The sequence below is a fragment of the Brevibacillus centrosporus genome, assembly GCF_003710815.1.
Classification (GTDB): domain Bacteria; phylum Bacillota; class Bacilli; order Brevibacillales; family Brevibacillaceae; genus Brevibacillus; species Brevibacillus centrosporus.
This window is the reverse complement of record NZ_RHHP01000058.1, coordinates 1-21,034: the sequence shown is the minus strand read 5'-3', so window position 1 is coordinate 21,034 and position 21,034 is coordinate 1. Positions and strand designations below refer to the sequence as shown.

The 21,034-nt window shown below is 52.4% G+C and carries 20 protein-coding genes; 12 read left to right on the top strand and 8 right to left on the bottom strand.

What is annotated here, in order from left to right:
* Positions 1–773: LysR substrate-binding domain-containing protein (locus EDM55_RS29555; RefSeq protein WP_122962101.1), on the bottom strand; the 773-nt coding region annotated here is incomplete at its 3' end.
* 116 nt (positions 774–889) lie between these two features.
* Between EDM55_RS29555 and EDM55_RS29550 the strand changes: the two genes are divergently transcribed.
* Positions 890–2,101: an MFS transporter gene (locus EDM55_RS29550; protein WP_092273578.1), complete on the top strand. Its 1,212-nt coding sequence runs from the start codon at positions 890–892 to the stop codon at positions 2,099–2,101.
* Here the strand turns inward: EDM55_RS29550 and EDM55_RS29545 are convergent.
* From EDM55_RS29545 to EDM55_RS29535, 3 genes are all read right to left on the bottom strand, one after another.
* Entirely contained in the window at positions 2,031–2,759 is a 729-nt protein-coding gene (locus tag EDM55_RS29545; protein WP_122962100.1) for an alpha/beta hydrolase, read from the bottom strand. The two genes, EDM55_RS29550 and EDM55_RS29545, sit on opposite strands and share 71 nt — an antisense overlap.
* 166 nt (positions 2,760–2,925) lie before the next feature.
* The gene (locus tag EDM55_RS29540; protein WP_092273571.1) at positions 2,926–3,582 is read right to left on the bottom strand and encodes a CoA transferase subunit B; all 657 of its coding nucleotides are present in this window, start codon (positions 3,580–3,582) and stop codon (positions 2,926–2,928) included.
* Between the two features lie 41 nt (positions 3,583–3,623).
* Complete coding sequence (locus EDM55_RS29535; protein WP_092273568.1) at positions 3,624–4,316, bottom strand: CoA transferase subunit A; 693 nt, start codon at positions 4,314–4,316, stop codon at positions 3,624–3,626.
* A 311-nt stretch (positions 4,317–4,627) separates the two neighbouring features.
* Between EDM55_RS29535 and EDM55_RS29530 the strand changes: the two genes are divergently transcribed.
* From EDM55_RS29530 to EDM55_RS29515, 4 genes are all read left to right on the top strand, one after another.
* Positions 4,628–5,866, top strand: coding sequence for an efflux RND transporter periplasmic adaptor subunit (locus tag EDM55_RS29530; protein ID WP_092273565.1), 1,239 nt, complete (start codon positions 4,628–4,630; stop codon positions 5,864–5,866).
* On the top strand, positions 5,859–9,116 hold the full coding sequence (locus EDM55_RS29525; protein ID WP_122962099.1) for an efflux RND transporter permease subunit: 3,258 nt from the start codon (positions 5,859–5,861) through the stop codon (positions 9,114–9,116). Before EDM55_RS29530 ends, EDM55_RS29525 begins: the two co-directional genes overlap by 8 nt.
* A gap of 138 nt (positions 9,117–9,254) precedes the next feature.
* On the top strand, positions 9,255–9,749 hold the full coding sequence (locus EDM55_RS29520) for a VanZ family protein (protein ID WP_122962098.1): 495 nt from the start codon (positions 9,255–9,257) through the stop codon (positions 9,747–9,749).
* A gap of 161 nt (positions 9,750–9,910) precedes the next feature.
* On the top strand, positions 9,911–10,324 hold the full coding sequence (locus EDM55_RS29515; RefSeq protein ID WP_092273556.1) for a S1 RNA-binding domain-containing protein: 414 nt from the start codon (positions 9,911–9,913) through the stop codon (positions 10,322–10,324).
* A 60-nt stretch (positions 10,325–10,384) separates the two neighbouring features.
* On the opposite strand, the gene EDM55_RS29510 is transcribed toward EDM55_RS29515, so the two are convergent.
* On the bottom strand, positions 10,385–10,804 hold the full coding sequence (locus tag EDM55_RS29510) for a rhodanese-like domain-containing protein (RefSeq protein WP_092273552.1): 420 nt from the start codon (positions 10,802–10,804) through the stop codon (positions 10,385–10,387).
* A gap of 112 nt (positions 10,805–10,916) precedes the next feature.
* Between EDM55_RS29510 and EDM55_RS29505 the strand changes: the two genes are divergently transcribed.
* Together EDM55_RS29505 and EDM55_RS29500 are read left to right on the top strand one after the other, a co-directional pair.
* Positions 10,917–11,804, top strand: coding sequence for a LysR family transcriptional regulator (locus EDM55_RS29505; protein WP_122962097.1), 888 nt, complete (start codon positions 10,917–10,919; stop codon positions 11,802–11,804).
* Positions 11,801–12,616 (top strand): alpha/beta hydrolase family protein, encoded by an 816-nt coding sequence (locus EDM55_RS29500; protein ID WP_092273546.1) that lies wholly within the window; start codon positions 11,801–11,803, stop codon positions 12,614–12,616. The genes EDM55_RS29505 and EDM55_RS29500 overlap by 4 nt, the downstream gene beginning before the upstream one ends.
* On the opposite strand, the gene EDM55_RS29495 is transcribed toward EDM55_RS29500, so the two are convergent.
* Positions 12,613–14,430 (bottom strand): sensor histidine kinase, encoded by a 1,818-nt coding sequence (locus EDM55_RS29495; RefSeq protein ID WP_122962096.1) that lies wholly within the window; start codon positions 14,428–14,430, stop codon positions 12,613–12,615. The genes EDM55_RS29500 and EDM55_RS29495 overlap by 4 nt on opposite strands.
* Before the next feature lie 5 nt (positions 14,431–14,435).
* Positions 14,436–15,443, bottom strand: a complete 1,008-nt coding sequence (locus EDM55_RS29490; protein WP_092273540.1) for a BMP family ABC transporter substrate-binding protein — start codon at positions 15,441–15,443, stop codon at positions 14,436–14,438.
* Between the two features lie 196 nt (positions 15,444–15,639).
* On the opposite strand from EDM55_RS29490, the gene EDM55_RS29485 reads away from it, so the two are divergent.
* Together EDM55_RS29485 and EDM55_RS29480 are read left to right on the top strand one after the other, a co-directional pair.
* Positions 15,640–15,840, top strand: a complete 201-nt coding sequence (locus EDM55_RS29485) for a hypothetical protein (protein WP_246071149.1) — start codon at positions 15,640–15,642, stop codon at positions 15,838–15,840.
* Between the two features lie 169 nt (positions 15,841–16,009).
* Entirely contained in the window at positions 16,010–16,366 is a 357-nt protein-coding gene (locus tag EDM55_RS29480; protein WP_092273537.1) for a response regulator, read from the top strand.
* Between the two features lie 59 nt (positions 16,367–16,425).
* Here EDM55_RS29480 and EDM55_RS29475 read toward each other — a convergent pair whose 3' ends face one another.
* Complete coding sequence (locus EDM55_RS29475; RefSeq protein ID WP_122962095.1) at positions 16,426–17,415, bottom strand: ornithine cyclodeaminase family protein; 990 nt, start codon at positions 17,413–17,415, stop codon at positions 16,426–16,428.
* A 382-nt stretch (positions 17,416–17,797) separates the two neighbouring features.
* Between EDM55_RS29475 and EDM55_RS29470 the strand changes: the two genes are divergently transcribed.
* The 3 genes from EDM55_RS29470 to ald all read left to right on the top strand — a co-directional run bounded on the left by EDM55_RS29470 (position 17,798) and on the right by ald (position 20,894).
* On the top strand, positions 17,798–18,346 hold the full coding sequence (locus EDM55_RS29470; protein WP_092273531.1) for a helix-turn-helix domain-containing protein: 549 nt from the start codon (positions 17,798–17,800) through the stop codon (positions 18,344–18,346).
* Positions 18,347–18,395: 49 nt separating this feature from the next.
* On the top strand, positions 18,396–19,640 hold the full coding sequence (locus EDM55_RS29465) for a PucR family transcriptional regulator (RefSeq protein ID WP_092273528.1): 1,245 nt from the start codon (positions 18,396–18,398) through the stop codon (positions 19,638–19,640).
* A 129-nt stretch (positions 19,641–19,769) separates the two neighbouring features.
* Positions 19,770–20,894, top strand: coding sequence for an alanine dehydrogenase (ald, locus tag EDM55_RS29460; RefSeq protein WP_092273525.1), 1,125 nt, complete (start codon positions 19,770–19,772; stop codon positions 20,892–20,894).
* The last annotated feature ends 140 nt before the right edge of the window (positions 20,895–21,034 follow it).

The window sequence follows — 21,034 nt, the reverse complement described above, 5'->3', positions numbered from 1 at the left end:
ACCTGTCCCACTTCGCCGCGGCTAATCGGCTCACGGACAGCGAGCTCGGGGGCGAGCATGGTACCGTAGCCAGCGCGAACGGATTGGATCGATTCAAACAGACCGTGGTATTGCAGACCGATTTGCGGTGGCTGGACTTGATGCTCGCGGCAGAGCGAAAACAGCTTTTCTCGAGTGGAGCTGCCCGGCTCACGCAGCAAAAAAGGCTCTTGAACGAGCTCCTCCAGTGAAATCTCTCGACCGGCAATTGGGTGGGTGGGAGGGACGATGAACCAGAATCGGACGTCCATCAGGTGGATGCGCTGGATGGGGAGATCATTCCACACTTCATTTGTAATGATGGCGAGATCGGCTTCGCAGCGCAGCAACCGTTCGATGGATTTCTGTGAGTTGCCGGTACGAATGTCCACTTCCACCTGGGGATGCTTCTGCTTGAAGCTCGCGAGCCACTGGGGAACCAAGTAGTGAGACGGAAGGAAAGTGGAGGTGAGGCGCAGCCGCCCTTTTGTTCCTTCCTTCATTTCTGCGAGCTGCGACTCGATATCCTTTTCCCAATCATAGAGGCGGCTCGCTTGCTCATAGAGAAAGCGGCCTTCCTCTGTCAAGGATATGCCTCGTCCATTCGGAGCGACCAAGGGAATATCCAGCTCGTTTTCCAGCTTGCGAATCTGTGCGCTCACGGCAGGCTGGCTGATGGAGAGAGCATCGGCAGCAGCTGTGACACTGCCTCTTCGCGCTACTTCTACGAAGATCCGAAGGGCATGCAGGTTCATAATCATTCTCCATTCATCACGTTTGCTTATGAATTCGTCAGTAATATGTATTGGAAATGAGAAGGACTCCTCTGTACTGTATAGCATAGAAGCGTGATCGCGCAAAGGAGAAAATCATGAGAGAGATAAAGGGGAAGACACAGGTCATCGCGGTTGCTTTGGTAACCGCCTTTTGCTTGTTGGGGGACTCCATGCTGTACATCGTCTTGCCGATCTATTGGCAGGAGGCCGGGCTTTCCTCACTATGGGAGGTCGGGATTCTGCTCTCCGTCAATCGGCTGGTTCGCGTACCGCTGGGGCCATTGGTAGGGAAGTGGTACGAGCGCTCAGGGGGAAGAGTCGGGCTGATCGCAGCCGTCATCCTTGCGTTCGTCACCACGATGTCGTATGGGCTGCATGGATTTTGGCTGTGGCTGGTGATGCGCAGTGTGTGGGGGATTGCGTGGACCTTTCTGCGGTTGGGAGCGTACTCCCTGATCGTATCTGTGTCGGAGGAAGACAATCGCGGACAGTTAATGGGCTTGTACAATGGCTTGTACAGATTGGGCAGTCTGGGCGGAATGATCGCAGGGGCGTTTCTGGCATCGATCTACGGCTTGGCGACGACAGCTGTGGTATTGGGATTTTTTTCATTGCCTGCACTGGTTCTGGTTTTTCGCTACATACGTCCCTCCTTTTCGAAGCGACACGTATATACAGACGCTGCTGCGATATCCGAGAGCTTTTGGAAGCAGCGAAGTGTCTGGGCAGTCATGGCGACAGCACTCGTCGTCGCGATGGTGTATCAGGGGATGTTCGCCTCCGCGCTGAGCCGGCTTATTGAGCTTCGGCAGTCTGTCTTTGAGTTCGGGGGACTGGTGCTGGGAGCCGCAGTCATGGCAAGTCTGGTTCAAGGAATGCGTTGGGGATGGGAGCCGTGGGCAGCTCCGTGGTCTGGCAAGCTATCTGATCGTTATGGGAGGAAGCGAATCTTTGCTTGTGCACTTCTCGCAGCAGCTCTGTTTTTCGGTTTGCTGCAAACGCCAGTTGCCTTTCCGTTCTGGGTCTGCTTTCTGCTGGGGATCCAAATGACGGCAACTGTATTGACTACGGTCATGGATGCGTTGGCAGCAGATGAGGCGGCCAGACAGGCAAACAGCACGGCACTGATGACCGTGTACTCGGTCGTGACGGATATAGGAGCTGCACTTGGGCCGCTGCTTGCCTTTTGGCTGGACGGTCGTCTGGGACTGGAGTCCATGTTCGGGGGGATCGCCCTTATCTTGCTGGCTCTGGCGATCTGGTGGGGGTATCAGCAGTCTCGTATTTGGAAGCGAAATGCGCTTTGATTTTTGTCAGAACATGTGCAATCGCCTCTTCTTTGTCAGGTCCGTGCAAAATCATGTGGTTGGAGTGTTCATACCAGCTGATTTCCGCAGAGGCGGCTTCGTTCACAGTGGAAGCCAGGATTTCTGCACTCACGGCGTGTACCGTATCGTCGTGGCGAGCTTGCAAAAGCACGTACGGAGTGGTGATCTTCGGCAGCAGCGGCTTGGTCTCAGATAAAAGACGGCGGAACTGGACCATGCTGCTCAGGGGAATTCTGCCGATACCGTGTATGTAGCGGCGGGAATGTGTAGGGAAGTCTTCGCGCAAGTAGTGGAGGGCTTCTTTTACGTCCCAGTATTTGTATGGCGTATTGAGGGTGATGAGCAGCTCCACCGGATAGTTGGTGGTCAGGTGGAAAGCAAGCAGCCCTCCCATCGAAAAGCCGATAACGACAATCGAATCCGCACGCATGCGCAGCCGCTTGTAGGCTTCATCTGCAGAGCGCAGCCAGTCATGACGGGTGCTTTTTGCCATTTGGCGACGTGTGGTTCCATGTCCTTCTAGCGTGGGACATTCCACCTGGTAGCCTTCTTCGCGCAGTCGTATCGCCAAGGGAAGAATGTCGTTAATGTCTCCGGCAAAGCCATGAATGAGGAGACAACCGACTGTTTCGTTCATTTCGCATCGCCTCTCCAATCGCGTAAAAGTAGTCTGCCTACGTATTATATACCGCGAGCAGTCCGGAAGCGACTTCGCGGGTGTCTGAGCGCAAAATTTGTAAAAAAAGACCCCGCGCATCTGCGCCAAGGTCAAGGAATGAATGTGGTTATGATGCGGTTGCTGCTTACAGCCCGATCGTTTTCAGATCAGGGGAGACAATCAGCTGAGGCTGGGTGCACGCCTGAATGTCTTCAGCCGTGTAGCCTTCTGCCACTTCCACGAGGACGAGACCCTCAGGGGTGACATCGAGTACAGCACGGTCGGTGATGATGCGGTTCACGACCTTTTTCCCTGTGAGAGGGAGTGCGCACTCATTCAAGATTTTGGTTTCACCATGTTTGTTCACGTGGTCCATGATGACGACGATTTTTTTCGCGCCGTGCACCAGGTCCATCGCTCCGCCCATGCCTTTTACCATTTTACCTGGAATCATCCAGTTTGCCAGATCGCCCTGCGCGGATACTTCCATCGCACCGAGGATAGCGAGGTCGATGTGTCCACCGCGGATCATCGCAAACGATTCAGCACTAGAGAAGTAAGCGGCACCTGGGATAGCGGTAACGGTTTCTTTACCGGCATTGATCAGATCTGGATCGAGTTCTGCTTCTGTCGGATACGGCCCGATTCCGAGCAGGCCATTTTCCGATTGCAGCACAACAGTTTTGCCTTCGGGGATGTAGTTGGCTACCAGTGTAGGCATCCCGATCCCCAGGTTTACGTAAAAGCCATCCTCGACTTCCTGAGCAGCACGAGTGGCGATTTGTTCACGAGTCAGCGACATATCAGTGTCCTCCTTATGAATGGCGTTCGTTTCCGCAAAAGTTAGGAGCGGACGGTACGGCGCTCAATTCGTTTTTCGAAAGATGGCGCCTGGATAATACGTTGCACATAGACGCTTGGTGTATGAACTTGGTTAGGGTCGAGCTCGCCTGTTTCCACGATTTCTTCTACTTCGACGATCGTGATTTTTCCGGCAGCCGCCATCATTGGGTTGAAGTTTTGAGCCGTTTTGCGGAACACGAGGTTGCCCATTTTGTCGGCCTTCCACGCTTTGATCAGCGCGAAATCTCCCGTGATGCCTTCCTCCAGCAAATACTCCTTGCCACCAAATACGCGTGTCTCACGGCCTTCTGCAATCGGGGTACCTACGCCTGCCGGAGTGTAGAAAGCAGGAATGCCAGCGCCGCCAGCACGTACACGCTCAGCCAGTGTACCTTGAGGAGTCAGTTCAACCTCCAGCTCGCCGGAGAGGAATTGACGCTCGAATTCCTTGTTTTCCCCAACGTAAGAGGAAATCATTTTTTTGATTTGCTTTTCGCGCAGCAGAAGCCCAAGTCCCCAGTCGTCGACTCCACAGTTGTTGGACACGACAGTGAGGTTGCCCACTCCCTTGTCACGCAAGGCGATGATCAGATTTTCAGGAATCCCTACGAGTCCGAATCCGCCTACCAAAAGAGTTGCTCCATCATGGATATCTGCCACGATGTCTGTGTAAGAGGTGAAAATTTTAGCCATGTCGATCACTCCTATCGTGAAAAAATGACGTTAATAATGGATAGGTAAGCGCTAACAATCCATAGCGCAACAATGTAAGTAGATTGCTCTTTTCTATCATACAGGATTCGAGTTACAAAAAAGTGACGAAACGAATAGATACGAAAAAAATTAGCATAAATGGGGAGTGGGGATGAGTTAATAAAAAAATATAAAAAATAACTGAAAAGTGATACAACTGCGAACTATTTCTGTAAAATATATTTTGCCAATTATGATTCTTATATGGTAGAAACGTGGCGAAATATGCGTGCTTTGCGGGAGTGTAAAGTATGAAAAAATGGATCTCTCTTTCATTAGTGGCGCTGCTTTTGACAGGCTGCGAAAAACTGGACAGCGAAATCGCTCAGTTGAAGAAAAACGAGGAAGAGACCGTGATCAAGGTGAAAACGGTCAACGCCTATACAGTGGAACCGAATCAGGATGCCCTCACGACGGAGGTATCGGGTGTCGTCTCTCCGCGGCAGGAGCTGGCTCTGTCCTTTGGGACATCAGGCAGAATCGCACAAATCCTGGTTCAAAAAGGAGCTGTGGTCAAGGCAGGGCAGACATTGGCTACGCTGGACACAGCCGCATTGCAGCAAGGGATAAATGCGGCACAAGGACAGGTGGCGAGTGCCAACATCCGCCGCAGTAAAGCTGCGCAAGGCCCGGAAGCCCATGAGCTGCAGACGCAGAGGCTGCAGGTGGAAAAGGCAAAGCAAACGGCCGCGAAAGCAGAGCAGGAGCATGCGCAAGCCCAAGCGTTGTATGCGGGCGGAGCGATCTCCAAAGACGAGCTGGACAGGCTTGCTTTGGCGGATCGGCAGGCGAAGCTGGATCTGCAGGAAGAGGAGGTCGCGTACGGCAAGCTGCTCAAAGGGGCGGATCGACTCGATGTAGAGGAGGCCAATGCACAGGTGCAGCAGGCAAACGTCGAGCTTTCCCGCGCCAAGCAGGAAGCAGCCGATGCCGTACTGAAGGCCCCGTTCTCAGGGATCGTGGCTGCGATTCCCCAAGCGCAGTCGGAACAGACGGGTCCCGGAAGCGAGGTCATCCGATTGGTGGATACCTCTTCCTGGCTGATCAAACTGCAGGTGGAAAGTGAGCAAATCAGCAGCTGGCAGCCAGGCGCGGCAATCACTGTAAAAGCGCAGGATGGGACGGAAGCGGAAGGGAAGGTAACCTTCGTCTCGCCTGTGATGGATCAAGCGCTGGGCTCCTATCCGGTAGAAGTAACCGTGGCGGGAAGCGAGGTCAACTGGAAGGGCGGCATGACGGTCACCTGTCAGTACGCGCGGGAAGGCAAAGAGGCGGCTCTCGTGCCTGTGAGCAGTGTCGGGATTAGTGAAGAGGAAAACTACGTGTTGAAAATCCAGGACAATACGGTGAAAAAGACACCAGTGAAGCTAGGGGCTATCCACGGAACGTTCTACGAAGTGCTGGAAGGTCTGGAAGCAGGAGACCAGGTCGTCGGATCCGGTCTGTCCTATTTAGTAGATGGCGAGGCGGTGAAGGTGGCTGATGAGTAACCGGTCGTTTGTCTCTAGTGTTCCTGCCTTGGCACGTCTTCTCGCCGTCGCTTGCTGCCTGCTTGGGGTAGGAGCATTCCTGCGGATGGACGTAACCACTTTTCCCGAACGCCCTGTGCCGGTGTACACGATCCATTTGGCAGCACCCGGGCTGACATCCGAGAAAATCGATGAAAAGGTGACGCGTCCCATAGAAGAATCCGTTCGTGCAGTAGGGGATGCGCTTACGATCACAGCAGAGTCCCGTCCCGGCGCTTCATCGGTGACCGTAGAGACGTCGGAGAAGCTTGGATCGGATTACAAAGAACGCCTGGAAAAGAGGCTGGGAGAAGTAGCGAAGCAGCTTCCTGTCACGGAGTGGAGCATCAGTCAGGACAACCTGGCAGACAATCGCGTCGGGTTTTACGTGCTGCATGGCAACGATGTCCAAACCTTGTCTGATATTGCGCGCTATACCGTCTATGAAAATTTGATTCGACTTCCAGGCGTTGCGCGGGTAGAGATCGATGACCGCTCGGCGAAGCAGCAGGTAGACTTGATTTTTCGTCCCTCCATGCTGCTAGCCTATGGGCTGACGCCAAAAGATGTGCTGGATCAGCTGCCCGGAGACGTAGTCAACGAGCAAGTGGGAAGCGTCGGTCAAAACAAGGACCAATCTGCCTTTTACTGGACAAGCATGTCGGAAGGTCCACAGGGGCTGGGTAAACAGCTGATCGCTACAGACCGGGGATACGTCACGTTGAAGACGCTGGCAGATATTCGCGATCTGCGAGGCAGCAAAGGGGACGAGGTTAGTGTGTATCGCGGTTCGCCTGCGATCGGCATCACCTTGCTGGCTGCTGACGTGGGGCAGGTGCCCTCCATCCGGGAGCAGGCAGCTGATGTGATTGAGTCTCTCAACAAAGCGGCAGGTGACAAATACAGGATCGACCTATTTGACGATTATGCACAGCCCTTGTCAGGTGCGATTAATCAGCTGACATTACTCGCAGCGGCTGCGGCAATCGCATGCGCTCTGTTTCTCTATCTCGCTCACAAGCGAATGGCTGTGTCCCTCTTGTTGCTGTTCTCGGTTGTCATGGCAACCGGATTCACGCTTGGAGGGATGTGGCTTTCGGGAGTCCCACTGAGCTATTCCACCGTGGGGCCAGTCGCCATTTTTGCTCTTCTGTTCACGGGGGCGGGCTCGGCATTGCTTCACCGAATGCACTGCCAAAAAGCAGATTCCTTTCTCGGCGGCTTGCGGATCGCCGGGAAGCTGATGAAGCCGCTTCTGTTGGCGATTGTCGTATGGACGTCGTGCTGGATGGGCTTGATGATGACTGACATTCTCGAGGGAACGGACAGAATCGTGCTGGATAATGCCTGGCCAGTGCTTGTTCTCGGAACGGGTGGGTTGATTCTCGTCTACGGTTTTCTTACACCGGTTTTGGCAGGACTATGGCTGACTCATCCCGTGGCAAAGGAAAGCCCGCGCTCCCGTCTTCGTCTGTCAGGGAAAGCGGCAGGTTATGTACTCGCACGCTGGGAACGCTTGGTCAAGCAGGGGTTTCTCCCTTATGGACTCACACTCGTTGTATCCATTTTTGTGGTCGTGATGCTCCATTCCTTTGTGCTGGTGGACGATTACGGGGAGCTTGCGACCAACGGGAAGGACCTGTCCCTGGAAATGGTACAGGGCAGCAGTATCGATGAAGCCATGCGCGCATCCCAAATCGCCGAGGAGCGTCTGCGCAGCTTGGCAGAAGTACGTGATCTTTATACAGTTGCCTCCAAAGAACGTTTGTCGATCCATCTAAAGCTGGCAGACAAGTACGACTGGACGATGGCGAGAGTGGATCTGGAGAAAGAGCTGGATAAGCGGCTCCGGGATATTCCGGGAACGGACCCATTCGCGTTTGTGGCGAGCGAAGATGTGAAGACGCGTTTGGAGTTTACGGTAAAAGGTCCTTCCTTGCTGACTGCACAGGCGATCGCACAGGAGGTTCTGACGCAGCTGGAAAAATACACGGCTCGCGATGAGGATGGACAAGAGATCATTACCGACGAAAGAATCGGAACTGGCACGGCCAAAACGATTATTGAAATTCGTCCAAAACCAGACATGCTGGCACGCTATCAGGTGTCTGAGGCGGAAATCAAACACCAGCTGGAGAGCTATCTAGGCGAAAAATCGGCGGGCAGCGTGTTCTGGAATGAGCAAAGTGTACCCGTTGTCGTGCGCTTTCCGGACAACTGGATGGAATATCCGGAGCAGGTGAAGAATATTTTGATCCGCACTCCGGAAGGTAAGGTGCATTTGGGAGACCTCGTTTCGTGGAAGCTTGGGAAAGAGCCTCCTACTTATCAGCGAGAAGATGGCCTGTACGTGTTTACCGTTAGCAGTGCAGTTCGGGATGCAGGACGGATCGATTCGCTCGCGTATGTGCTTCCACTACGGATGCAAAAGACGATGATTATTCCCGAGGGGTATTCCGTTCTGAATGCGGATGAGCTGAAAAAGCTGAAAGAAGAGCAGTCGGACAAGGCCGACTGGGGTGGGCGTGTTCTTGCTGTAATCGCCGTGATTACCGCTGTGCTTTTGGCGAGTCTGCTTTTGCAGAGAAGGACCCGTGACGGCATTTTCGCTTTGGCGCTGCTTCCGGTATTGGCGGGCGGTGTCATGCTGGGGCTGCTCGTAATGGATCGACCGATGAATGGTATGGCCATCTACGGGATGACAGGAGCAATCGCTTTGCTCGTACAGCAAGCGCTAGTGCTGTTGGAGGATCTGTACGCGGCCCGGGCTGAGGAATCCACGATCAAGGATGCGGTTCAGGCCGGGACAGCACGTGCTTTTGCCAGCCAAGCAGCCGTGTTTGGCGCCGTCGCACTGGCATCGGTGCCATTGACTTTCGGGTGGGTGGGCGAGATCGATCCGTTTGCCTCTTTTGCCAGCACCTTGTTTTTTGGTACGCTGCTCGCGGCATTTGCTGTCATCGCTCTTTTGCCAGCCATGTACTATGCCGCCGAGTGGAAGCAAGCCACCAAGGTCGAAATCACACTCCCGATCGTACTGCAGCGCATTTACGTCTGGTGGGAAAATGATCGAATCCGCAAGCAAGACGCTAAGGAACGCAAGCAATGGCTCAAGCAAAGAAGGGAAGAGCAGCGTAAGCGCCGGATGGACAACGATGCTCCTGTGAAGAAGGATTTGACTCATCAGGACTTTTTGCCTTTGTCTGCGCCATCCAATGATTTGAACCGGTAGTGGATTAACAACAACCGCAGAGAACCTCTTAGGGCTGCCAGAACAAATGGCAGCCTTCTTTGTACAGATAGATAGCCCCCACATGGCCCAAACTCAGGTAAGATAGAGAGACCAGAAAAGAAACGGGGAGGGACATCCGTGCACAGATACAGGAAGCTCATTGACTTTACACTGTTGGCCGCGATCCTGATCGGGCTCTTCATATCCTCATCTACGCCCTACTACAAACAAGACATCCGTGGAACACTGTCGAAAGTGGTGGACAAGAATGGCTTGGCAGAGCAGATGGCAGACTGGTCGGTGGACTATGCAGGGAAGGAAATCAGCGTCGAGGAAAAAGGAGTGGCTGGATTTATCGAGTTCTTCTTGCGCAAAGCCACCCATTTCTCTGTCTTCGCGGTTCTTGCCCTCGTTTTTTACCGGGTGCTGCGCTACCGTCTCTCCTTTGCGGTTGCCTTGCCCTGGAGCGCTCTGCTGAGCCTTCTGGTGGCAGTCCTCGACGAGTGGCATCAAACGTTTACCCCAGATCGAACAGGGATGGTCGGAGATGTTTTGCTAGATGCTTCCGGATCTGTCAGTATGCTGCTAGTGGTAACTATTGTTCACTTGTATTCCAGAAAAACCATGTCATAATAGATATGGTGTCAGGACTCTCAAAGAGGCACACTCTCCTATGGGCAACGCAGAAAGAATAGGCTTTTCAGTATTTGAATTTCTCTGTTATACTAGGAGAATGAGGCTTCGGGTTGAGGTTCTCACCATTTTTCGGAAATGATAAAAGGAGTGCAAACTGGATGGCAGTACAAGTGGGAAGCATCATCGAGGGAAAAGTGACAGCGATTAAACCGTTTGGGATGTTCGTAGCAGTCAGCGAAACCGAGCAGGGGCTGGTCCACATTTCCCAAGTAGCAAACGGTTTTGTAAAGGATATCAATGATCACTTTACCGTTGGAGCACAAGTAAAAGTGAAAGTTCTCTCCATTGATGATGCAGGCAAAATCTCGCTTTCGGTTCGCGCCGCACTCCCAGCGCCTGAGCGTCCGGAACGTGAAGAGCGCCGTGGTGGTGGATATCGTGGGGGAGACCGCGGAGGAAATGCAAAACGCGATACGGGAGCATCCTTCGAGGACAAACTCAAAAAATGGATGAAGCATAGCGAAGAGAACCTTGCGACGATCAACAAAAAGAACGCAAAACGCGGCTACTAAGCCTTGCTATAACGGAACGCGAAAGGACGGGATCCACATCCCGTCCTTTTTCCTTTTCGCCTACCCAATGGATGGGGCATCGGTTCCCAACGTACCCTCCACCGGATTCCCCTCCCGTCTCCAGTATTCCATTCCCCCGATCATTTCCTTGACCCGAAATCCAAGAGCGGCGAGCTTGGCTGCTCCTTTGGTCGCGCCGTTGCAGGCCGGGCTCCAGCAGTAAACAACGAGGAGCTTATCGGGGTCGAGCGCGGCAGTGGACGCTTCGCAGATGGTCGGATGGGGAAGTGACAGAGCACCTGGGATATGCGCTTCCAGAAAAGCTTTTTCACTGCGTACATCGACGAGCAGAAAGTCGGTGACACCATTTTGCAGGTCGCTCCACACATCAGAGACATCCGTTTCCACGGACAGCTTGGAAAGAAAATGATGGGCGGCTTGCTGGGGAAGAGCAGCAGGACTTTGCAGAACGAGTGACATCAATGATTCCTCCTTGTGAATGGGATGCGTTTAGCGTAGCATGGGATATATCATCACAGTTATCTATACTAATTGATTCATATCATTACTAATTTCTATGGGAGGTTGTCATATGGAGCTGGTTTATCTGCACACCTTTCGCGAAATAGCCAGATGGGGCAGCTTTACCCGGGCCGCGGAAGAGCTCGGCTATGCGCAGCCAACCGTGACCGCACAGATGCAAAAGCTGGAGCACTCCTATGGAGCGCCTTTATTTGAGCGATTTGGCCGCAAGCTGAGGTTGACACAGGCTGGAGAAGTTTTGCTGCCATACGCGCAAGAATTGATTCGTCTGTATGGGGAATCTAAGGAGGTCGTGAGTCGGCAGCTGAGTGGACCTGTCCGCATCGGAACCATTGATACGTTGGCGGCTTTTTTCCTACCGCCTCACCTGCAGCGTTTTCGGCAAGCAATCCCTGCGGTCGATCTCGTCCTGCAGACAGGGAGTGAAGCTGCCATTTTACAGCAAATCAAGGAAGGGCTCGTGGATATAGGCTTTATCTACGATCGGCTCTGTTCAGACGACGAGCTGGTGGTAAAAGTAATACGCCAGGAGGAGCTGGTGATGATCATGCCGCCCGATCATTTGCTGGCTACTCGTTCAGCGCTCACTGTGCAAGACTTGCAGGACGCATCTTTGATCGTGACCGAAGAAGGCTGTACATATCGGGGTATGCTGCTGTCTTTGCTGCAGGACGTTGGAGTAAGCTATCGCATCGCCTGTCAGTTCAGCAATCCGGAAGCGATCAAGCAGTGTGTGCAATGCGGTCTTGGGGTAGCCCTTCTGCCGCGGATGGCCGTGGAAAAGGAGATCAGGGAAGGGGGAGTTGTGGCTGTTCCGTTTCAAACGGGCAGGCAGCCCTTTTTCATTCAACTGGTCTATCACAAAAGGAAATGGCTTTCGCAGGCGATGGAGCAATGGATAAACAGCATCGCGGGCGAGGGAGGAGAAATCAGATGAAAATGACACAGGACAAGTCAGTCGTCGAAGGCGTTCGACTCTACACCGTAAGCTATTACAGCGAGGGGCTGCTCGTCAAGGCGGCATTGGCCGTGCCAGAAACGTATGCAGAGACTGGCCCTGCTCTGCCCGCTCTGCTTTACTGCCGTGGCGGAATACGGGGCGTCGGAAAGGTCAGACCGGAGAGAATCAGTCAAATGGCACAGTTTGGCTATGTCGTGCTCGCTCCTCATTATCGTGGCAATGAAGGCGGGGAGGGACGCGATGAATTCGGTGGGGCAGATCGTCACGATGTGTTTGCTGCCTACGAGCTTTTGCGCGAGATGCCGGGCGTAGACCCTGCGCGCATTAGCGTATACGGCTTTTCGCGCGGTGGCATCATGGCTCTGATGGCTGCAATGGAATGTAAGGAGATGCTCTCCTGCGTTGTGTGGGGCGGGGTCAGTGATCTCTTTTTAACCTATGAAGAGCGAGTAGACCTGCGCCGCATGCTCCGCCGCACAGTGGGACATCCACGTAAGCAGGAGGAAGCTTATCGGGACCGCACGCCGCTGTACCGCATCTCGGAGATTGCTTGTCCGGTTTTGATTATTCATGGGGAAGACGACGAAAACGTAGGAGTCGAGCATGCGCACAGGCTAGCCCATGCCCTAGAGGAAGTGGGGAAGCCGTATGAAATGTGGCTGGAGGAAGGGGCCAGCCACTTGTTTCAAGGAGCGGTTCTCGAGTCGTATACGCGCCGCATGTTTGCCTGGCTGGATGAACAGGGAAAGCGGCGCGTAGAACCGTCACGGCTGCAAGAGAAGCATTAAGAGAAAGAAGGCGTGCGCGGCAAGGAAACGATGATTTCCGTGCCTGCACCAAGCTTGCTGTTTACCTGCATCTCGCCTCCATGGTTTTCAACCATGCGGCGAGAGATCGGCAGACCGAGTCCAGTTCCGTCCTCCTTCAAGGAAAAGAACGGGTCAAAAATGCGGACGAGGTATTCCGGAGAAATGCCATCACCGGTATCTCGAACGTGGATATGCACATATTTTTCGTCCAGGCGGCCTTCTACTGTGAGAATGCCGCCTTCTTTCATGGCTTCGATGCTGTTTTTCATCAGATTGAGGAAGATCTGCTTCAGCTGCTCGACATCGACGTGTAGCCTTGTTTCTGGATCGCAATCGCAGACGATTTCAATGCCGTGCAGGATTGCCTCCGCGTTCATCAGCGGCAAGATGGAGTGGAAGACCTCCGCAATCCTGACCTCACGATAATTCGGCAGAGAAGGCTTGGAGAGCATCAACAGCTCAGTGACAATCTGGTTGACCCTCTCAATTTCCTGCAAGATGAGAGGCAAGTAATACCGTTCCTTCTCCTCCTTGGACAGCTGCTGCTGCAATAGCTGGATAAAGCCGTAGATGACCGTCAAAGGATTGCGAATCTCGTGGGCTGCACCGGCTGCCAGCTGTCCGACCATCGCCAGCTTTTCCGATTGATTGAGATACTCCTGGACCTGCTCCTGCTCGGTGATGTCCAAAAGAGCGACCATCCAGCCGGTCTCCGTATCCTGCAGATGATTGTGCAAAGGAATATAGGAAACGAGGGCTGTGAAGGGGGTTCCGTCTTTTTTCAGCAACGTCATTTTCCGGTTTACAAACCAAGGCGTATGCGAATCATTTTCCCACACAGCCTTTGCATCCTTGGTGAGCGGGAGCCCGGTTTCATCCAGCTTGACCAGTTCCCGTGCAAGCTGGTTCACGTGAATGTCAGCGGATATGGGGCGGGTAATGATACCGACAGGGAGCGAATTGAGGATTTGCTCCCGCAGATTTCGCTCCTCGATCAATACCTGTCTTTGCGCCTGGTCTTGGGCAAACAAGGTGGCGATATTGCTGGACATTTTATTGAATTCCTCAGCTAGCTCGAAAAATTCGTCCTGATGCTTGTAAATGATCTGTTGCCCGAACGTCCCTCTGGATACTTCGCGCACCTGCTGCATCAAGGACTGGATAGGACGCAGAAGCTGGTTTCGAAAGTAGAAGGTGCAGAACAGACCAAACAGCATCGAAGCGACAGATACGGAATAGGTCAGGATGAGGGAGACGCGGATGCTTTCATTTGTGCGTTGGAACTCTTTGTTAGTCGTGTATTCCAGCTGATTCAAGGAAAAAGAAAGGTCCCGCTCGAGCTTGTCGAGCAATGGCTGGACTTCGTTGAAAAGAACGTAGCTGACAGCAGGGACATTGTCGGCTTTCAGAAGTGGATTGATTTTGTTTAAGAACAGAAAATCCAGCTTCGAAATCGAATCGATAACGGAAAAGAACTCGACAGTTTCCTTCGTCTGCGGCACGGCGGCAAAGCGGGAGGTGTCAATGAGATGCGTGTAGTAGCTGTCCAGATAGGATTGATCCCGCGTGAGTGTATAGGTTTTCAGCGCGAAGGTCTTTGTGTAGATCTGGTTTTTGACTTCCAGCAGGGCGCTCGTTTGCGGCAGGAGATGCTGGGTTAAATACATCTCGTCTGAAGTGACCTTTGTCATTTGATAGCTGAACAGACTGGTTACACAGCCGATCAAGAGCATCATGACGAGGTAGCTGAGCATCATTTTCTTCTGGAAGCCCAGATTGGAAAATACAGACATAAGGGTTAACCTCCATACGAAACCGGGCGCTGAAGAAACTTCTCCAGCTCCCGATTGAATTCTTCACGAATCTTTTGTGGAACCATTGGCCCAAACGGACTGAATTGATTGACGCCCTCTCCCAAGCCGTACATCACAGTTCCCCTAGGCAGCTTGTTTTGCATAGCAGCCTCCATGATCATACGATAGCATTGGCGCACATCCTGCATCATTGCGATGAGTACGTAATCCGGGGCGATATAACGCTGGTCGGCAATATAGCCGATGGTGTAGACCTTGGCGCGCTGTGCTTCCGTGATGACATCGAGGTTGAAGCTGTCTCCCGTTGTGTAAATCACATCGACGCCCTGGGCAATCATTTTCTGCGTCATCTTGATTGCACTAGGAGAATCGTTGAAGTCAGGAACCTTCCCTACGAAGACCGAACTGTTCGCAGAGACCTTTTTCACGCCTTCGCGAAACCCCTGGACTTGCGCGTATTCAGGCGTCTTGTCCACCATGATGTAGCCGACCTTGCCTGTCTTGGACATCTTGGCTGCCAAGAATCCAACCATGTAACCGGCAGGCTTCATATCGTAGCGAATCGTTGTTTGATTCCGATTGGGTGCATCGCCATTAAAGGAAACAAAGTGCGTTTTCGGGTAGGATCGTGCGACTTGATTGAATGGCTCGGAAAAAATGACGCCATGCCCGAGAACGAACTGGTAGTCGTTGGATGCAAATTTGATGGCAGCTGACTTGATTTGCTCAGGCTTGAGATTATTGGCAACTTCCAGAGTGAAGCCGAACTTTTTCTGAAGCTCCGTCATGCTCTCCAGTGCGCTGCTGTTCCATCCTTGATCATAGGTAGGACCTTCGAGAAGCAAAGCGACCCGCAGCTTTTCTGCTGAGTAGCCACGCTCGTTGAGAACGCGCAGATGATTCATACTGATCAAAAACTGGCTCGTAATGAGCAAAAGCATCCCGATGACCAAGCCAGCAAACAAGGCAGGGAATGGCTGTATTTTGGGCATGAGAAGCGCCTCCAGATCATGGCAAAAGTAATTCTGTGTGTAAATGGCAAATAAACAATCTTCTCTTTATATCGGGGAAAATCCTTCTGGGAAAAAGAGTGAAGTGGAATCATGCAGCGTGGGAGAATGGAAAAGGGCAGGCGGGACAATGATAAAGGGGAATACCAACCTAGGCAGGGAAAGGAAGGGAGTTAACATGAACATGGAAAACGATCTGGTGGAAATGCCGCAAACGGAAATACCGGATGAAGTAAGACAGGTGGAACTTCCAGAGATTGGCGAAACGACTCCGCATCCCAAACCGGAAAGTCCGCTTGCTGGAAACGAATCGACTGGACATACCGAAAGCGGAAGTGCAGGAGAAAACGACCGCCCCATCGGTTTTGTATCTCCTTAGTTCGAGAAAAAAGGGGATTGAACAACTTAATTTTGAGATTTTTTTATGTGTTCGACAATTACAAGGTGAATTCGACAAAAGAAGTCATTATCTCTCGTGGACAACCGCTTCTAATTCTGCAAAATTATAAAGTAGACGTGAGTTAGTGAAGCGAGGGGATTGGGACATCATGGCCCGAGTACTGATTGTAGACGATGCTGCCTTTACGAGACGTATGCTGACCGATATGGTAGGTGCCAAGCACGAGATCTGCGGGGAAGCCTGCAACGGCTTGGAGGCAATCGAAAAATACAAGCTCCTGAAGCCGGACATTGTGACGATGGATATTACGATGCCGGAAATGCACGGGATCGACGCGATGGAAGAGATTCTGGATTACGATGGAAATGCCAAAGTGCTGATTTGTTCTGCGCTCGGTCACCGTCAAAAAGTGCTCGAAGCCATGAAAAAGGGCGCGAGAGATTTTGTCGTGAAGCCATTCCAGAAAGAACAGATTTTAGACGCGATCACACGGATCCTGCAATGATGAAAGAGAATGACCGCCCATCCTCCAGGGGACAGGCGGTCTTATTGCTCTGTTCGGAGCTAGAGGTTGATACTGACTCCGACGCCGGCAGCCAATGCTCGTTCGTATACCGATTTCGCAACCGCTGTATCGAGATAGGCAATACCGACTGATTTGTACAACGTGATCTCATCCGCATGATCGCGTCCAGCCTTTTTGCCGGCAACGATCTCTCCCAGCTCGGCGTGAAGCTGATCAAAGCTCCATTCCCCTCTGCTGACAGGGATGAGCAGATCACCTGCTTCGTGTAGGCAGCCTTCCTCGGTATCCACGACGACTTTGCTGCTTCGGATCAGTGTGGTCAGATCGACCTCCTGCATATGCGGCAGGAAGGCACCGATCGCGTTGATGTGCGCGCCTGGCCGGAGGTTGTCACCGTCAAAGAGGGGAGCTGTCGCTTTCGTGCTGCAGATGATGATATCTGCTTGTGCGACGGCTTCGTTTGCATCCTCCACGATCTTGATCGTTCCGTTCCAATTCGGATCGTGGGCGAGGAGCGTCTCCTTCAATTCTTCCGCTTTCCCCTTTGTGCGATTGTACAGAAGAATTTCCGTTAAAGCGCGCACCTCCATGACAGCTTGGACCTGTCCCAGAGCTTGTGCGCCGCACCCAAGGACGGCACAGCTTGTGGCATCCTCTTTGGCGAGGTATTTGGTCGCTACACCACTGCTGGCACCCGTTCTCATTACCGTAAGCAGGCTGGCGTCCATCATCGCCACATGCTGTCCGGTTTTCGCTTCCGACAGGAGAATGACGCTTTGGAGAGCCTTGATTCCATGGGCATGGTTCTCAGGAAAAATGCTGATGACCTTCACTGCGACATAATCGTCCGCCTCCAGGTAAGAGGGCATGTACAGGCTGGTTGCGCCGTATTTGGGGTGATCGATGGCTGTGCGGACAGGGGTTACCACACGTCCTTCTATATGATCACGAAATACCTTTTCCACGTCTTGCAGACAATCTTTCATAGTATAGATGCGTGAAATATCTTCCCGGGTCAAAACCAGCATGTGATCCTTCCTCTCTTTCATAAGGGGAATTGCCCCTGTAGATTCCAATCCATCCTAAAAAGCCCACATATGCCCTCGCAGGACTATTCGACAGAAAGACGTGCTGCGCCTCCCAAGCAATGGTCAAGTCCATACCAGATAACAAGCGAGCGCAGAGACAGCGGGCGTCAAAATTGAAGTGTCACTTCAATTACATGAGATAAAAAAAGTCTCCCGAAGAGCGCTGTTTAGGAAAATTATAAAGTGTAACAAGGATTGTAGCAACCGCAAAAACAGAGATGCGGCGTTCTGCCAATTCCGTTGCTGGGACGGGCGAATCCTTTGCACCTTTGACTGGCAAAAGGTATGATAGAGATATCCTGCCTATTACGAGGTAACGTAAATGGATACAAACATGGGAAAGCTCATCAAGTCTTTACGTGTCGGCAAAAGGAAAACACTCAAGCAAATATCTGAAAAAACAGAACTCTCCATAAGCTTTTTGTCACAGGTGGAGCGGGGGAAATCCTCGATCACGCTGGAATCACTAAAGAAAATTTCAGAAGCGCTGGATGTCAGTCCGAGCTATTTTTTCGCGGATGCACCTGCCCAATCGAAAACCAAGCTGAGAAGGGGAGGCCATACGTCTGTCCACAACCACCCCTCTCCTTTTATTTACGAGGATCTGTCCGGCGATCTCGAAAATCCTGCGATGGAGCCGATTCTGGTCACACTCAAGCCTCATGATGAGAAGGGGACCCCATTTGTGCACAAAGGTCAGGAGTTCGTGTACGTTCTCGAAGGCGTACTCACCTTGCTGCTAGGGGAAGAGGAGCACGATCTGTACCCGGGAGACAGCATTCACATGGATTCTTCTACCCCCCACAATTGGTTCAATCGCACTCGGGAGATCGTTCGCTTTCTCTGTGTGAATTCGATGCGCACGTCATGAGAGGCTCGTACGCCCCTTGCTATTATCTATCGTATCTGAGGTGGAATTCTTGTCTCTTCAACCGAATTATTTTCAACAGTATCAGAACGCTGATATCGATGAATTAGCCGATGTGATTGGAGAGCTGCTGCAAAATCCGATAACGATCGAGGACGCTGATCACAAACTCATCGCGTACAGCTCGCATGGAGAAAGCACGGATCAGGCGCGCTGGTCGACGATCATGGGGCGCAGGGTTCCGGAGAAAGTACTGACGCGTCTTTGGAAAGACGGTGTTTTCCAGGCGCTGCTGACGCAGGACGATCCGGTACATGTACCGGCAAAGGATGAAATCGGTCTGGGAAAGCGGGTGGCCATCGCAATCCGCCGCAGTAGTGATGTACTGGGCTACATTTGGGCGCAGGAAGTGAACCGGCCGATTACAGAAGGTGACGATGAAATCCTGCGTCAGGCTGCTCGCGCGGCTGTGTCGAGGCTGATGCAGCGGCAGGGGAAGCGCAAAGCGGAGGAACAGCGGAGAAAAGAGTTTTTGTGGGAGCTTCTGCTTGGCAATCATACGAGTGAAGTCGCGATCAGGCAAAAAGCAGACAGCTTGCAGATGCAGCTGCCTGCTTCTTACCTGATTTGTGTGGTCGAGGCAGCGGGTGCGTCGAGGCTCGATCAGTATTTGTACCCGCTGATGATGCGCGACAAGCTGTACTGGGTCGTTGACGGTTCACAAATCATCCTGCTGATCGGTCTCACGGAGGCTGGCGCCAAAAAGGATCAGAGCGACGTGCTGATCCGCAAAGTGAGGCAATTTCTGTCCGACTCGCTGGAAAAGCTGGAAGCGCACGTCAGCGAGGGACAGGTCACGGCTGGATATGGCCTTTCGTACACGGCGTACACGGACATCGTGAAAAGCTATCGGGAAGCTCTTCATTCCGTAAAGGTGAAAAAGCTTTTTCCGCGTGAGACGGACAGCATTCACGGGTATCACGAGCTCGGAATCTATCGCTACCTGCTGCAGGTAAAGCAGTGGGAAGAGGAGCAGGGCTACCGCAACGAGCGTATCGAGCAGCTCAAGCTGTACGACAGGGACAACCAGACGGCCATGCTGGAGACACTGGAGACGTTTTTGGACGCAGCAGGCAAAGTCAATGTGACGGCGCAGCGCCTGCATGTGCATATCAACACATTGAGCTATCGACTTCGCCGGATCGAAGAGATCATCCGAGTGGATCTGGAGAACATGAATCAGCGTGCTGCGCTCTATCTGGAGCTGAAAATGGAGAAGTTAAATAGCGAACGGTAGTTCGTTTGTGAATTTTCACAAACAAGAGGACGACAAGATTAAAGGAATCCCCAAGGAAATGGACGCAAAAAACGCTGTACAATGATACCAATCTCACCAAATCGGCGTTTCCAAGGAGGACTACCTATCATGATCGTCGGAATTGCGAAGGAAATTAAAAACAACGAAAATCGCGTAGCCATCACCCCAGCTGGTGTAGCAGCGCTTGTACAAAACGGACACAGCGTACTCGTAGAAAACAACGCAGGTCTGGGCAGCGGCTTCACAAATGAAGACTATGCGGCACAAGGCGCCAAAATCGTTGACACGGCTGCAGAAGTTTGGGCTGCCGAGATGGTCATGAAAGTAAAAGAGCCACTACCATCTGAGTACGGTCATTTCCGCGAAGGCCAAATCCTGTTCACGTATCTGCACCTGGCTCCAGAGCCTGAGCTGACTCGTGCGCTGATGGAGAAAAAAGTGATTGCGATCGCTTACGAAACCATTCAGCTCGACAATGGTGCATTGCCGCTTTTGATGCCAATGTCTGAAGTAGCAGGCCGCATGTCCGTACAAATCGGTGCGCAATTCCTCGAAAAACAATACGGCGGTAAAGGCGTATTGCTCGGTGGCGTACCTGGCGTTCCAAAAGGCGAAGTAGTAGTAATCGGCGGCGGTATCGTAGGTACGAATGCAGCGAAAATGGCGCTCGGACTGGGTGCAAACGTGACGATCCTCGACGTAAACGCTGATCGCCTGCGTCAACTCGACGACCTGTTCCAAGGCCGCGTGCAAACACTGATCTCCAACTCCTTCAACATCGCAAACGCTGTGAAAAAAGCTGACCTTTTGGTAGGGGCCGTTCTGATCCCTGGCGCTCGTGCTCCTCGTCTCGTAACCGAAGAGATGGTAAAAGACATGACTCCAGGCTCCGTAATCGTAGACGTAGCGATCGACCAAGGTGGTTCCATCGAAACGATCGACCGCATCACGACTCATGACAACCCAACGTATGAAAAACACAGCGTGATTCACTACGCAGTAGCAAATATGCCAGGTGCGGTTGCTCGCACTTCCACACTGGCTCTGACCAACGTAACCGTACCTTATGCGGTTCAACTGGCAAACAAAGGCTACGCGCAAGCGATCCGCGACAACAAAGCACTGGCAAAAGGCGTAAACGTCATCGACGGAAAAGTAAGCTACAAAGCAGTAGCGGACGCTCACAACCTGCCATATGCTTCTGTTGAAGAAGTACTGCTCGTGAAAAACTAAGCTGCCAATCTAAAACATATAAGCCAACAGCCTGCCCTTGAAGAATGAACTGCACCCCGTCAAGTAGACAGTACAAATAAGTAAAAGTTTTAAGCGGCCTTAGTTCTGAATTCCGTGGGACTGAGGCCGTTTAACTTTGC

Excerpts from the sequence above, each read along its gene's own strand:
- EDM55_RS29550 (WP_092273578.1), top strand. The coding sequence starts at position 890 with ATGAGAGAGATAAAGGGGAAGACACAGGTCATCGCGGTTGCTTTGGTA.
- EDM55_RS29545 (WP_122962100.1), bottom strand. The coding sequence starts at position 2,759 with ATGAACGAAACAGTCGGTTGTCTCCTCATTCATGGCTTTGCCGGAGAC.
- EDM55_RS29540 (WP_092273571.1), bottom strand. The coding sequence starts at position 3,582 with ATGTCGCTGACTCGTGAACAAATCGCCACTCGTGCTGCTCAGGAAGTC.
- EDM55_RS29535 (WP_092273568.1), bottom strand. The coding sequence starts at position 4,316 with ATGGCTAAAATTTTCACCTCTTACACAGACATCGTGGCAGATATCCAT.
- EDM55_RS29530 (WP_092273565.1), top strand. The coding sequence starts at position 4,628 with ATGAAAAAATGGATCTCTCTTTCATTAGTGGCGCTGCTTTTGACAGGC.
- EDM55_RS29525 (WP_122962099.1), top strand. The coding sequence starts at position 5,859 with ATGAGTAACCGGTCGTTTGTCTCTAGTGTTCCTGCCTTGGCACGTCTT.
- EDM55_RS29515 (WP_092273556.1), top strand. The coding sequence starts at position 9,911 with ATGGCAGTACAAGTGGGAAGCATCATCGAGGGAAAAGTGACAGCGATT.
- EDM55_RS29510 (WP_092273552.1), bottom strand. The coding sequence starts at position 10,804 with ATGTCACTCGTTCTGCAAAGTCCTGCTGCTCTTCCCCAGCAAGCCGCC.
- EDM55_RS29505 (WP_122962097.1), top strand. The coding sequence starts at position 10,917 with ATGGAGCTGGTTTATCTGCACACCTTTCGCGAAATAGCCAGATGGGGC.
- EDM55_RS29500 (WP_092273546.1), top strand. The coding sequence starts at position 11,801 with ATGAAAATGACACAGGACAAGTCAGTCGTCGAAGGCGTTCGACTCTAC.
- EDM55_RS29495 (WP_122962096.1), bottom strand. The coding sequence starts at position 14,430 with ATGTCTGTATTTTCCAATCTGGGCTTCCAGAAGAAAATGATGCTCAGC.
- EDM55_RS29490 (WP_092273540.1), bottom strand. The coding sequence starts at position 15,443 with ATGCCCAAAATACAGCCATTCCCTGCCTTGTTTGCTGGCTTGGTCATC.
- EDM55_RS29485 (WP_246071149.1), top strand. The coding sequence starts at position 15,640 with ATGAACATGGAAAACGATCTGGTGGAAATGCCGCAAACGGAAATACCG.
- EDM55_RS29480 (WP_092273537.1), top strand. The coding sequence starts at position 16,010 with ATGGCCCGAGTACTGATTGTAGACGATGCTGCCTTTACGAGACGTATG.
- EDM55_RS29475 (WP_122962095.1), bottom strand. The coding sequence starts at position 17,415 with ATGCTGGTTTTGACCCGGGAAGATATTTCACGCATCTATACTATGAAA.
- EDM55_RS29470 (WP_092273531.1), top strand. The coding sequence starts at position 17,798 with ATGGATACAAACATGGGAAAGCTCATCAAGTCTTTACGTGTCGGCAAA.
- ald (WP_092273525.1), top strand. The coding sequence starts at position 19,770 with ATGATCGTCGGAATTGCGAAGGAAATTAAAAACAACGAAAATCGCGTA.